The following is a 13715-nucleotide window of genomic DNA, read 5'->3' on the forward strand; positions in this document are numbered from 1 at the left end:
AGACGGGCCGGCGGCGCAGGCTGCGCGGCTAGAGCCCGTCTTCGTCCTGCTGGGGGCGGTCCCAGTCCCTGGGGCGCTGCAACTGCTCGCTCAGGCCCGGCGGCAGGTTGCGAAAATTGAGATCGCGCTGCGGGAACGGAATTTCCACGCCATTGTCCTTGAACAGGAACCAGAGCCGCTGCAGCACGTCCGATCGAACATTGCCGACGCCTTCCTCCGGGTCCTTGATCCACACCAGAATCTCGAAGTTGACGCTGCTGTCGCCATAGTCGGTCCACCAGATATTGGGGCGGGGCAGGTCCAGCACGCGCGGACTGTCCTCCGCCGCGCGGGCCATCAGCTTGAGCACCAGCTCCATGTCCGACGCATAGGATACGCCCACGGGAATCCGGACACGCACATTCTTGCTGGAATAGCTCCAGTTCTCGACTTCCTCGGTCATGAGGATTTCGTTCGGGATAAGGTGTTCCTTGCCGTCCCGCGTGACGATGGAGACCGCGCGCACGCCGATCTTGTTGACCCAGCCGAAACTGTCGCCAACCGCAATGACATCGCCCGGCTTTATCGAGCGATCCATCAGCAGGATGATGCCGGAGATCAGGTTGCCGAAGGTCTTCTGAAACCCGAAACCGATGGCCAGGCCAAAGGCACCGGAGAACACCGCGAGCGCGGTGAGGTCGATCCCCAGAAAATCGATGCCGACAAAGAAAGCGATGATGATGACCGCGATGCCGGCAAGCTTTTCGACCAGCAGTTTCTGCGCCGGATCGAGCCGGTTGGTGCCCTCGATGAAGTGGCGCGTGAGCCGATTGACGAAGCGCACCAGCGCGAAAAGCAGGACGGCGGTAACCGCCCATTGCAGCACGGCGAGAACGGAAATGCGGGTTTTTCCGGCTTCGAAGCCGATCCGGTCCAGCTCATTGCTGAGCGGCTCGATACCCTGCAGGCCCTCCACCAGCCCATTGACCACGAACAGGAACACCACGCCGGACAGCAGCAGCGCGGCCCATTGCGGCATGCGCAGGAAGCGGATGGCGCGATTGATCACCAAGGTGGATGCCGCCGCCAGATTGAGGCCGATCAGCGCAATCGATAACTGGCCCCAGTTGCGGGCCTGAAAAATGATGAAGAGCAGGATCGCGACGATCAGAAAACGCGCAACCCGCTCGATCCGCTTGCACCGCCCGGGATGGGGGCCCTGTTTGAGCCGGTTCTGGACGAAATCTTCGATCTGCGGTGCCAGCGCGCTCGCGCTGGCCCAGCCGATGAGCCACGCTGCCAGAATGAGGCCCAAGGCCATGGCGGCGGAGCTGATGTCGAGATCTGCTGCAATGCCCTGATTGGCCAGCCAGTCTTCCAGAGCCCTCATGCGCTGCGGTTCTGCAACACGCCCAAGGCCTGCTCAAGATCGGCAATCAGATCGGCCGGATCCTCCAGGCCGATGTTCAGCCGGATCAGCTGTCCGTCGGCGCTCCAGCTGGTCGCCGTGCGGTCGGGCGCCGGATCGACCGGTAGCGCCAGGCTTTCAAACCCGCCCCAGCTATAGCCGATCCCGAACAGGTTCAGCGCGTCGATCATCGTGGCAACATCGTCATCGCTCGCATGGCGCAGAACGAAGGAGAAGAGGCCGGACGACCCGCTGAAATCCCGTTTCCAGACATCGTGACCGGGGCAGTTTGGCAAGGCGGGGTGCAGCACCGCAGCGATGTCCGCGCGCGCATTCAGCCAGCGCGCGACGGCCAGCGCATTGGCTTCGTGCCTCCGCAGCCGCACATCGAGCGTGTGAAGCCCGCGATGCGCCAGATAGGCATCGTCAGGGCTGATGACTTGCCCGAACTGATAGGCGGTGCGGCGCAGGGCGGTCCAATATTCCGCCGTCGTGGTGACGCTGCCGAGCATGATATCGCTATGCCCGCCAATATATTTGGTGCCTGCCAGAATGGCCAGATCGACGCCGTGCTGCAGCGCGGGAAAGAACAGAGGCGTGGCCCAGGTGTTGTCCAGCAGCGTGGCGATACCGCGCGCTTTCGCAGCGGCGCAAATGGCGGGAACATCCTGCACTTCAAAGGTCAGACTGCCGGGACTTTCAAGCAGGATCGCGGCGACGCGGCCGCCCGTGGGCTGCGGCTCCATCAAGGCAATGATATCGTCGACGCTGGCCATGGGATCGAACCAGCGCGTGGTGACGCCCCATTGTTTCAGCCAGGCGCTGGCGAAGCTGCGCGACGGATCATAGGCATTGTCCGTCATCAACAGAACGTCGCCGGGCTTCAGCACGGCGAGCAGGGCGCAGGAGATGGCCGCAACGCCGGAGGGGAAGAGATAGGTGTCTTCCGCGCCGGGCTCCAACTCGGTCAAGGCTTCGGCAAGGGCCCAGTGCGTGGGTCCACCGCGGCGACCATAGAAGAAGTTGTTGCGCTGAACCGGGCCTTTGGCGGCGCGCAAATCGGCGACGCTGTCATAAAGATGCGTGCTTCCCCGCCAAAGTGGTGGGTTGACCACTCTGCCCCCGGTCCAGTGCTTGCGACGACCAGCCGTTACAACAGTGGTGGCGGCTTTGGTTTCTTTGATACCGTCGCCCAAAAACCGCCTCCGTCTGTGTCGAGATCTTCCGAATTATACCGCTTCTACCCGCATGTGACCGGGTGGAAACAGCGATCAGGCAGTGGCTTTGGGTGTATCCGCATCGGCGCCCCATTCGGACCATGCACCATCATACAGGCGCACATCCGATTTGCCGAGCAGATGCGCGGCGAACAGGGGAACGGCGGCGGTCATGCCGCTGCCACAGCTGGTGATCATCGGCTTGTCGAGATCGACCCCGGCGTCCTTGAACACGCTCTTCAGCTCGTCACCGGTTTTCCAGGTGCCGTCGGCATGAAAGAAAGCGCCGTGCGGCGTGTTGTGCGAGCCGGGGATGTGGCCACGGGCCAGATCGTCGCGCGGTTCGGCTTCTTCACCGGTGAAGCGACCCGCCGGACGGGCATCGACCACTTCGGCACCCTTGTCGTGCAGATTGGACATGACGTCGGACTTCTTGGCCACCTGCTTTTCGTCCTTCCAGACGGTGAAGTGGCGATGACGGATGTCAGGCTTGCCGGTTTCCAGCGGCCGACCCTCGGTCTTCCACTTGCTCAGACCGCCATCGAGGATGGCGACCGAATGGGCACCGAACATGTTGAGCATCCACCAGGCGCGCGCGGCGCTTTTCAGCGGGCTGTCGTCATACAGCACCACCCGGCTGCCATCGCCCAGGCCGAGCGACTGCATCCGGCTGGCGAACTTCTCCGCGCTGGGCAGCATATTGGGCAGATCGCCAGAGCTGTCCGCCAGTTCGCCGAGGTCCATGAAGACCGCGCCCGGAATATGGCCGCCCTCGAACTCGGCGCGCGCATCGCGCCCGGCATCGGCCAGGAAATAGGTCGCGTCGACGATACGCAGATCGCTCGCGCCCATTTCGCCTGCCAGCCATTCGGTCGAAACTAGTTGGTCCATCGTCTTTTTCCCGCTTGAGTAAGGCTGGCACGGTTAGCGCCATCGGGCGCATGTGAAAACCCTTGCCGTTACGTCATAATGTTTCGATCTGCTCCAACAGGGTGGCCGCGCGGTCGCGCAGCGCCTTCTTCTCCTGCGAATCCTTGCGCTCCCAATTGCGATAGGCCAGCGACATACGGTTGTTGCCGGACAGCTTATCCTCATTGCGGACCAGAAAATCCCAATAGAGCGCATTGAACGGGCAGCTGTCTTCGTCGGTCCTGGTCTTCACATTATAGGCGCAGGCTCCGCAATAATCCGACATCCGGTCGATATAATTGCCCGAAGACGCATAGGGCTTGGACGCCAGCAGGCCGCCATCGCCAAACTGGCTCATGCCCAGCACATTGGGCAATTCCACCCATTCATAGGCGTCGGCATAGACCTCGAGATACCAGACATGGATCTGCTTGGGATCGATCCCGGCGAGCATGGCGAAATTGCCGGTGACCATCAGCCGCTGGATATGATGGGCATAGGCATGATCCAGCGTCTGGCCGATCGCCTGCGCCATGCACTCCATGCGGGTATCGCCATCATAATAGAAGCCGGGCAGATCGCGATCCGCGCCGAAGAAGTTGCGCTCCACATAGTCCGGCCCTTCGCGCCAGTAGATGCCGCGCATATATTCGCGCCAGCCGATGATCTGGCGGATAAACCCTTCGGCGGCGTTGAGCGGCACCTTGCCTGCGCGGTAACGCTCTTCGACATCCCGGCACAGATCGACCGGATCGAGCAGGCCGCTATTGATATAGGGGCTCAGAATGGAGTGCCACAAGAACGGCTCGCCGCGCAGCATGACATCCTGATAATCGCCGAAATTGGGCAACGCCTCATCCAGAAACTGGAGGCGCGCGCGCATGGCTTCCTCATGAGTCACGGCGAAACGAAAATGGTCGGTCGTGCCGGGATGATCGGCAAAATGCGCATTGACCAGAGCGATCACCGCTTTCGTGGTGTCGTCCGGGCGAAAGCGGATCGGGCGGGGCATCAGCAGATCGCCGCCGGGGGCCGGCTTGCGGTTTTCGCTGTCATAGTTCCAGGCATCGCCCTCCGGCTTGTCCCCGTCCATCAGGAGGCCGGTCTTGCGCCGCATCTCGCGGTAGAAGAACTCCATGCGCAGCTGTTTCTTGCCTTCGGCCCAATCCTCGAACTCGGCATGTGTCGCAAGAAAGCGCGTGTCCGGGCAGATGGTTACCGGAAGATCGAACCGCTCCTCCCATTGTTCCAGCATTTCGCGCACGCGCCATTCGCCGGCTTCGGTGACCCTGATCGCCGACGGCGCATGGCGCTCGATCGCGCGGGCCACTTCGCCGGAAAAGCTGCCATCATTATCGGGATCGTCCAGCATCACATAATCGACCGTCCAGCCGCGATCGCGCAGCGCTTCGGCATGATGGCGCATGGCAGACAGGATATAGGCGATCTTGGCCTTGTGATGACGGACATATTCCGTCTCGTTGGCCACTTCCATCATCAGGATGATGCAGTCTTCCGGCTCCATGCCGTCTAGCGAGGAGAGGTCGAGCGACAATTGGTCGCCGAGAATGGGGATCAGAACGGGATGGGCCATGCTGTGATCCAAAGCGCTGAACGCAGCGCTTCGTTCCCTTGCCGCCCCGTCCGGTCAGACAGGCTTGGAGGCGATGCCGGTCAAATGACGCGGTCCGCGATCGACCGGGATCGGGCCGAGCCTTTCCTGCCCGGCAGCGCCGCGGCGGCCGATGACGAAGCTGGCCTGCGTGCGATCCTCACCATCCTGCCAGGCATAGTGCAAATCGGCGGCCACCAGCGGGATGATGACCTGTCGATCGTTCATGCGGAAGATGATGCCGGGATCGAGCATGACGCGCATTTCCCCCTCCACGGGGGTGCGGCTGGTGGCGGCCATGGAGGGCAGTTCCACGGTCTGGCCGGCCGAGAGGCCCTGGAAAAAACGATCTACCTGCGCCTGCGTATCCTGACCGCCCGGCAGGATGTTGAGCTTCAGCGTGCCGCCGCTACTCGGGCCGTCGCCACTGTTGGTCAGCCAGAGCCGGTAGGCGAGGATGAACTGGTCCTCGCTTTGCTCGGCACCCAGAATTTCCAGCGCCATCTCGATCTGCGCGCGGCCACCGGCAGCCGGGCGTGCCATCCTTGTGGTCACGAAGCCTGCACTGGCGAGGGACGGTGTAGCGTTGGGCGGCGGCGATTGCGGCGTGGGTGTGGGTGGGGGCGGCGAACCGGTAAGGCCGGAAAAGGCCCGCACCGTGCCCGGCGGTTTGGCAGCCGGACTGTTTGCCGCAGGCGCGCCGGCGACGGCCTTGCTGCTGGTGGTGACCATGCCACATGGCAGCGGTTTTTTATCCGCCTGGCTGGCCGGGGCCGTGGTGTCGGCGGTGGCAGGCTGGCTGACGGGCGACGGATCGCGTTTCACGGGTGGCGTTTCGGGCGGGGTATCGGCGCTCGGCACGTTCAAGGATGTCGTGCTGTGCACAGGCTGCCTGCGCCGGAACCGCCATAAAGCCACACCAGCCGCCGCAATCAGCAGCCCCAATATCCACAGCCAGAGAGCATTATTGCCGCGGGCCGCCTCGGGCGGATTGACTTCTGCCGCTTCGGGAGCAGGCAGCGGCGCGGTTGCCGGTGCCGGGGTGGCGACGGCTTCCGGCGCGGCGTCCACATTGCCGGGCTCGCCCGCCGCTACGGGGATATCGGTGCTTTCCGCTTCGCGCGTCTGCGGTTCGGGTGCCCGCTGTTCCGGCGCAGGGCGCGCGGCTGTCGTGGGGCGGGGCGCCGCTGTGGTGCGCGCAGCGGGCGTCGGGGCCGCTTTGGGCGCAGGGGCGGGTCTTTCGACGCCGGTCGGCACCGTCACGGGGGCGGGCCGGGAAGATGGCGTGGGCAAGGGCAGTGGCGCGATCACCGGGCCCGGGGTGGGCGCCGGGGTCGGCACCGGATCGAGCCGGAACTGGATCGACGGGTCCGGCGCCTGCTGCGCTGCCACGGGCGTGAGCGGATACAGGATCAGCGCCAGCGGCAGAATGGCCCCAGGCCCGCGCCGGACATGTTTTCGGGAATGACAGATGGCAATGCTCGCCTTAATAGCGGCCGTCATGGCCGAACAATCAACACCCCGATTCCTGGGGCAGGACAGCCCGCTACCCGCTTCGCCGGATGAGGCGCAACTGGATTATGTACCCAATCCGCGCGCCGGGCAACTATACTGCGTCCGATTTACGGCGCCGGAATTCACGTCCCTGTGCCCGGTGACCAGCCAGCCCGATTTTGCGCATCTGGTGATCGATTATGCGCCCGGTGAGACGATCGTGGAGTCCAAATCGCTCAAGCTGTTCCTTGGCAGCTTCCGCAATCACTGCGCTTTTCATGAGGATTGCACGGTCGGCATCGGCGTGCGTCTGTTTGAAGAGATGGCGCCCAAATGGCTGCGTATCGGCGGATATTGGTATCCGCGCGGTGGCATCCCGATCGATGTGTTCTGGCAAAGCGGCGTCGCGCCGGAGGGTTTATGGGTGCCGGAGACCGGCGTCGCACCCTATCGCGGCCGTGGCTGAACTCCGCCGATAACGACCCAATGTTCGGGCGGGCGCAATAATAAATAGCGTGCTTTCATCTTCCCTTCATCTGCCACTGACATTATTGTTAATATTATGACCGTCAGCCATAGCCACGCCATCGCCATCACGCCTGAAGACATCGACTTCATGGGCCATGTGAACAATGCCAATTATTTGAGCTGGGTGCAGGATGCGGTCGTTGCGCACTGGCAGAAGATCGCGCCAAGCCAGGCGGTGGCCGAACATCTCTGGGTCGCGCTGAAACATGAGATTACCTACCGCAAGCCTGCGTTCCTGAACGATGAAGTGTTCGCCGAGGTGATCCTGCAGAAAGTGCAGGGCGCCCGGGCCTTTTACGACACCGTGATCACGCGCGGTGAAGAGGTGCTGGCAGAGGTGAAATCCAGCTGGTGCTGCCTCGATGCCGAAACCCTGCGGCCCACCCGGATCGCCAAGGATGTGGCGGAATATTTCTTTCCTTCGACACAAGACTGATTCTTTTCGACGAAGGCGATAGCGGCGACCGCCAAATCGCTTGATGGAGCCTGGGGGCGGGCATAGTCTGCGCGGACAACGCCTAGCCCGGAGCTCTCCGTACCATGACCATATCCCTTTCGTTCGGTCGGCTTCTTGCCGCCGCGTCCACGCTCGCCTTCGTTGCAACGGGCGCGTCCGTGCCAGCGGCGGCGCAGACTGCTCAGGGCATGGCGGCCGATGCCAAGCCTGCACCGCAGCAGGACATGGTCGACCCCAGCCTGCCCACGCAGCTTCCGCGCACGGCCGTGCCGCATCGCTATACCATCGATATCGTGCCCAATGCGCAGGCCCTGACCTTCGGCGGATCGGTGCGGATCGCGCTCGATATCGTGAAGCCTACCGACACCCTCGTGCTCAACGCGGCGGATCTCGCGATGGACAGCGTGACGCTGTACGGTCCGGACGGTAAATGGCGCACGGCCAAGGTCGCCCTGAACGCCGATGCGCAGACTGCGAGCTTCGATTTTGGCGAGCGCATGCCCAAGGGCGCCTATCTGCTCGACATCGTCTACACCGGAAAAATCGGCACGCAGGCGAACGGACTGTTCGCGCTGGACTATCAGGACCCGGACGGGACCGAGCGCCGCGGGCTGTTCACCCAGTTCGAAGCGCCCGATGCGCGCCGGTTTGTACCGAGCTGGGACGAGCCGGATTACAAGGCCGTATTCGATCTGTCCGCCACCGTTCCGGCGGACCAGATGGCGCTCAGCAACATGCCGGTGAAAACGAGCGAAGATGTCGGCAATGGCTTGCGCCGCGTCACCTTTGGCAGTTCGCCGATCATGTCGAGCTATCTGCTGTTCTTCGGCCTGGGCGATTTTGAACGGATCAACCGGCAGGTGGCCGGGACCGATGTCGGCATCGTCATGAGCAAGGGAAAGACCGATCAGGGGCAATATGCGCTCGACAGCGCATCGGCCATCCTGCCCTTCTTCAACGACTATTTCGGCACGCCCTATCCATTGCCGAAGCTCGACAATATTGCCGGACCGGGGCAGTCCCAGTTCTTCGGCGCGATGGAAAACTGGGGCGCGATCTTCACCTTCGAGCGCATCCTGCTGAACGATCCGAGCATCAGTTCCGAGGGCGATCGCCAGCGCATCTTCTCGGTCGCCGCGCATGAAATGGCGCATCAGTGGTTCGGCGATCTCGTCACCATGGCCTGGTGGGACGATCTCTGGCTGAACGAAGGGTTCGCCAGCTGGATGGAGAACAAGACGACGGCCACATTGCACCCGGAATGGGGCGCGGATATCGACCGTGTGGGCGCGCGGGAAGCCGCCATGGGCCTGGACAGCTATGCCTCCACCCACCCGATCGTGCAGACGATCCGGACGGTCGAGCAGACCAATCAGGCGTTCGATGCGATCACCTATTCCAAGGGCGAGTCGGTCATCGCGATGCTGGAATCCTATGCCGGCGCGGATGTCTGGCGCAAGGGCGTGCAGGATTATGTGAAAGCGCATCAATATCAGAATACGCGGACGGACGATCTGTGGAATGCCGTCGAGGCGGCGGGCGCAACCGATCTGACGCAGATCGCCCACCAGTTCACCTTGCAGCCGGGTGTGCCATTGATCCAGGTCGCCTCGGCGCAGTGCAAGGCAGGCAACACCGCCATCACGCTGCGACAAGGCGAGTTTTCCGCCGATCGCCGGGATGCCGTGCTGGCCAAGCCGCAAAGCTGGAACGTGCCGGTGCTGGCCGCCACCATCGGTGGGCAGACAGTGGACGCCGTGACGCAGGGTGCGACGACGTCCATGACCGTGCCCGGCTGTGGCCCCGTGCTCGTCAACGCCGGACAGGCGGGCTATTATCGCACGCTCTACGCCGCGCCGCAGCTCGCTGCGCTGGCCGAAAACTTTGCCGGCCTGGCCCCGATCGATCAATATGGGCTGCTGAACGACAATATGGCGCTGGCCTATACGGGCTATCAGCCGATGGGCCCTGCGCTCGATCTGGTGGCCGCCATTCCCGCCAATGCCAATCCCAAGGTGCTGGGTGAAGGTCTGGGTGTCTGGAGTGGGCTGTATGACCTGTTCGATGACGAACCGGCTGTGCAGGCGCAGGTCGGGCGCATAATCCAGCAACGCTACGCACCGGTCCTGGGCCGCCTCGGCTTGTCGGTGCGGGACGGGGAAGCTGCCGCCGACACGTTGCTGCGTCCCGCGCTGATATCGGTCCTGGGGTCGACCGACCTGAAGTCTGTGACGGCGGAACGCACACGCCTGCTCGCGGCGCTGGCCAAGAACCCGAAGGCGCTCGACGGGCCGCTCAAGACGACATGGCTTGGTCTCATCGCGCGGGATGCGGATGCGGCGGACTGGCAGACGCTGCAGGGCCTCGCGCGCAAGGCAGGCGGGTTTACCGAACGCTCTGCGCTCTACGGCGCGCTTGGCGGAACGAAGGATCCGGTTCTTGCGGCACGCGCCCTGGACCTCGCGATTACCAATGAGCCCGGGGCCACGATCGGCGCCGCGATCATTTCCTCCGTATCGCGCAACAATCCGGAGCTGGCGCTGGACTTTGCGCTGGCCCATCCTGCGGACATCGACCGGATCGTCGATAACAGCGCACAGTCGCGCTATGTCGCGCGATTGGCGGCAGGGTCCGACGATCCGGCGACGATCGAAAAGCTGGAAGCCTACGCCAAGGCCAATCTGGGTGAAGAAGCACGCAAGCCGGTCGACCAGACGATTGCGATCATCCAGTCCCGGCTGGAACGACGCCAGCGGATCATGGATCAGGCGCGTCAGTGGATCATGGCCAACGCTGGCTGACCCTGGCGGCGGGCTGCGACGCGGGCGCTTTTAGCGCATCAACCCGCCGAGCAGCCCGCGCGCAAAGCGGCCCAGTCCGGGAATACCGACAAGCTTCTCCAATTCGGTGCCGACCGAGCCGGCGGCGGCACTGGCCGCGCTCTTGCCGGGGGAGGCGCGGCTCGTCTTTCCCGCCAATTTTCGCCCGAGCATGCCGCCAGCGGACGATGCCGCGGCGCCGATGGCCGCCTTGCCGGCCTTTTCCCAGATCGAGCTGGTCCGCCGGGGCTGCTTGCGGACATCGTCCAAGCCCTGGCGCGCGACGGCGTCTGCCGTCTCCGCGGCATCCTGCGCTTTTGCCGCCAGCACTTCGGCGCAGGATTCGCGGTCGACCTCTTTATCATATTTCTCGCCGAACGGGGAGATCGAGCGAATGATGGCGCGCTCTTTGGCGGTTAGAGGCCCAGCGCGCGAGCGCGGCGGCTTGATCAAGGTTCGCTCGACAATGGAGGGCGCACCATCGGCCATGAGGGTGGACACCAGCGCCTCGCCAACCTTGAGCTCGGAAATGGCCGTTTCGACATCCAGCTCAGGATTTTCCCGAAAGGTTTCCGCCGCCGCGCGGATGGCTTTCTTGTCGCGCGGTGTAAAGGCGCGCAGCGCATGCTGGATACGGTTGCCCAGCTGCCCGGCCACGCTGTGCGGTATGTCCACCGGGTTCTGCGTGACGAAATAGACGCCGACACCCTTGGAGCGGATCAGGCGAACCACCAGCTCCACCTTGTCCAGCAGAACCTTGGGTGCGTCATCGAACAGCAGGTGAGCCTCGTCGAAGAAGAAAACGAGCTTCGGTTTGTCCGGATCGCCCACTTCCGGCAACGCTTCGAACAGTTCGGACAACAGCCAGAGAAGGAAGGTGGAGTAGAGCTGCGGGCTTTGCATCAGCCGGTCGGCGGACAGAATATTGACCTGCCCGCGGCCTTGCGCGTCGATCTGCATCAGATCGGCAATCTCCAGCGCCGGTTCCCCGAAAAACCGCGCGCCGCCCTGCGCTTCCAGCTGCAGCAGTGCGCGCTGGATGGCGCCCACGCTGGCGGTGGAAACATTGCCATATCGGCCAGACAGTTCCTTGCGGTTGGCACTGGCCCAAAGCAGCAACGATTGCAGATCGGCCAGATTGAGCAACAGCAGCCCCTCGTCATCCGCCGCGCGAAAGGCAATCTCCAGAACGCCGGCCTGCGTATCGTTGAGCTGCAGCAGGCGGCTGAGCAGCAGCGGCCCCATTTCGGAAATGGTGGTGCGTACGGGATGGCCCTGCTCGCCGAACAGATCCCAGAAAACGACCGGATTGTCGGCATAGGCATAGTCATCATAGCCGATGTCCCGCGTGCGGCTGGTGAACGGTTCGTGCAATTTGCCATCCGGCGAGCCGGCCATGGCCATGCCCGCCAGATCGCCTTTCACATCGGCCAGGAAAACGGGCACCCCCTGCCGGGAGAAGCTTTCTGCCAAACCTTGCAGCGTGATCGTCTTTCCGGTGCCGGTTGCGCCTGCGATCAGGCCATGGCGATTGGCCCGGCGCAGGTTGAGCGTCTGCGGCTCGCCGCCGGGCTTCGCCTGACCAATGAAGATCGCTTCGCCGCTGTCCGCTACCATCCTACATCTCCCGAAAGTTCGATGGCTTTGGGTGGCAGATCGCTTTGCACAAGAAAAGGCCCCGGAAGCGTCAAGCGACCGGGGCCTTGAAAAATGCTGATCCGGAAAACTACTCGTCCTGGATGCGAACCGGCACGAACAGGGGTGGACGGCCGCCCAGCGGCTGTACGCGCAGCAGCACGGCTTCCTTGCCGGAACGCTGCGCCACGTCGATCGCTCGTTCGAACGCCTGAACATTGGGGACGGCCGCGCCGCCAACCATCAGGATCACTGCGCCGCGCGAAATACCCTTGCGGGCTGCATCACTATTGGGATCGACCGCATTGACGACGACGCCCTGCACATCCGCGTTCAACCGCAACTGGCGCCGGATGGTCGGCGTCAGTTCGACCGTCGCAATGCCAAGATCGGCCTGCGCCGCCTGCTCGGCCATGCTGTCGTCCTGCTCGGAGAAATCGCCCCCATCATCGCCAGCGAGGCTCGCCAGCTCTTCGTCCGATGGACGCTGGGAGATGTTGACGTTCAACCGCTTGCGCTGGCCGTTGCGAACCACTTCCACCGGAACGGTCTGTCCGACGGGGATGTTCGCGACGACATAGGCCAGAGTGTTATCGAGGTTGATAGCCTGACCGTTGATTTTGGTGATGACATCACCCGGCTGGATGCCCGCCTTGGCCGCCGCTGCGCCGGGCACCACGCTCTGCACGAAAGCGCCGCTGTTCTTGTCAGGCACGCCGGCGATGGATGCAGCGAGATCTTCCGAAAGCGGCTGGAACTGGATGCCCAGATAGCCACGCTCGATCTTCTCGCCGCTCTTCAGCGCGTTGATGATCGGCGCGGCGACTTCGGACGGTGTCGCAAATCCCAGGCCCACGCTGCCGCCGGTGGGTGAGAGGATGGCGCGGTTGATACCGATGACCTCTCCGTTCAGGTTGAACAGCGGGCCACCGCTATTGCCCTGATTGATGGCCGCATCGGTCTGGATGAAACGGTCATAGGCGCCGCCGGTATCGACCCCGCCCTGACCCACATTGCGATAGAGCGCCGAAACGATGCCGCTGGTTACCGTGCCGCCGAGACCGAGCGGGTTGCCGATGGCGACGACCCAGTCACCCACGCGCGCCTTGGTCGAATCGCCAAGCTTTACGAAAGGCAAAGCACCCTTGGCGTTGATCTTCAGCACGGCGATGTCGGAATCGGAATCGCGGCCAACCAGGGTTGCGTCATATTCGGTGCGATCAGGCATAATCACCGTGATCGAGTCCACAGTCGCATTTTCATTTCCGGGCGCCACCACATGGTTGTTGGTGACGATGTAGCCGTCGGCTGAAATGATAAAGCCGGAACCCAGAGACTGCGCTTCCTGCGTGCGCGGTTGGCCTTGCTGTGCGCCGCGCTGCCCGAAAAACTGACCGAACAGACCGGCCATGGGATTGCTTTCCACCTTCACGGTCTGCTTCGTGGAAATGTTGACCACGGCAGGCTGCAACTGCTGGGCCAGATCGGCAAAGCTCATCGGCGCGCCGCCGGGGGCAAGCGCGCGCATGACATGATCTTCATTCTGCGCGGTTTGGGCGGTGACGGGCGTTCCGTTCACCAGGGCGACGGAGCTGCCGCCGAGAAGAAGCGCTGCGGTAAAAGCATAGGCATAGCGCACGTTGGTATGTCCTCTCAA

Annotated in this window: 10 protein-coding genes; 3 read left to right on the plus strand and 7 right to left on the minus strand. The window is 63.2% G+C overall.

Features of this window, described 5'->3' with window-relative positions; translation table 11 throughout:
* Positions 1-28 precede the first annotated feature (28 nt).
* From G410_RS16715 to G410_RS0112575, 5 genes are all read right to left on the minus strand, one after another.
* Positions 29-1369 carry a mechanosensitive ion channel family protein gene (locus G410_RS16715; RefSeq protein ID WP_022674014.1) on the minus strand — a complete coding sequence of 447 codons (1341 nt, stop codon included), beginning with the start codon at positions 1367-1369 and terminating at the stop codon, positions 29-31.
* Entirely contained in the window at positions 1366-2583 is a 1218-nt protein-coding gene (gene metC / locus G410_RS0112560) for a cystathionine beta-lyase (RefSeq protein ID WP_022674015.1), read from the minus strand. The genes G410_RS16715 and metC overlap by 4 nt, the downstream gene beginning before the upstream one ends.
* Before the next feature lie 75 nt (positions 2584-2658).
* Positions 2659-3495 (minus strand): 3-mercaptopyruvate sulfurtransferase, encoded by an 837-nt coding sequence (sseA, locus tag G410_RS0112565; protein WP_022674016.1) that lies wholly within the window; start codon positions 3493-3495, stop codon positions 2659-2661.
* A gap of 73 nt (positions 3496-3568) precedes the next feature.
* Positions 3569-5107 (minus strand): cryptochrome/photolyase family protein, encoded by a 1539-nt coding sequence (locus G410_RS0112570; protein ID WP_022674017.1) that lies wholly within the window; start codon positions 5105-5107, stop codon positions 3569-3571.
* A gap of 54 nt (positions 5108-5161) precedes the next feature.
* On the minus strand, positions 5162-6628 hold the full coding sequence (locus G410_RS0112575) for a hypothetical protein (RefSeq protein ID WP_022674018.1): 1467 nt from the start codon (positions 6626-6628) through the stop codon (positions 5162-5164).
* Between G410_RS0112575 and queF the strand changes: the two genes are divergently transcribed.
* From queF to G410_RS16720, 3 genes are all read left to right on the plus strand, one after another.
* Positions 6627-7085 (plus strand): preQ(1) synthase, encoded by a 459-nt coding sequence (gene queF, locus G410_RS0112580; protein WP_022674019.1) that lies wholly within the window; start codon positions 6627-6629, stop codon positions 7083-7085. The two genes, G410_RS0112575 and queF, sit on opposite strands and share 2 nt — an antisense overlap.
* 96 nt (positions 7086-7181) lie before the next feature.
* Complete coding sequence (locus G410_RS0112585; RefSeq protein ID WP_022674020.1) at positions 7182-7583, plus strand: acyl-CoA thioesterase; 402 nt, start codon at positions 7182-7184, stop codon at positions 7581-7583.
* Positions 7584-7687: 104 nt separating this feature from the next.
* The gene (locus tag G410_RS16720) at positions 7688-10405 is read left to right on the plus strand and encodes a M1 family metallopeptidase (protein WP_022674021.1); all 2718 of its coding nucleotides are present in this window, start codon (positions 7688-7690) and stop codon (positions 10403-10405) included.
* A 30-nt stretch (positions 10406-10435) separates the two neighbouring features.
* Here G410_RS16720 and G410_RS0112595 read toward each other — a convergent pair whose 3' ends face one another.
* Together G410_RS0112595 and G410_RS0112600 are read right to left on the minus strand one after the other, a co-directional pair.
* Entirely contained in the window at positions 10436-12040 is a 1605-nt protein-coding gene (locus G410_RS0112595; RefSeq protein WP_022674022.1) for a helicase HerA-like domain-containing protein, read from the minus strand.
* A 109-nt stretch (positions 12041-12149) separates the two neighbouring features.
* Positions 12150-13697, minus strand: a complete 1548-nt coding sequence (locus G410_RS0112600; RefSeq protein ID WP_022674023.1) for a Do family serine endopeptidase — start codon at positions 13695-13697, stop codon at positions 12150-12152.
* Between the last annotated feature and the right edge of the window lie 18 nt (positions 13698-13715).

Origin of the sequence: Novosphingopyxis baekryungensis DSM 16222, from assembly GCF_000420305.1 — a bacterium.
Taxonomy (GTDB): domain Bacteria; phylum Pseudomonadota; class Alphaproteobacteria; order Sphingomonadales; family Sphingomonadaceae; genus Novosphingopyxis; species Novosphingopyxis baekryungensis.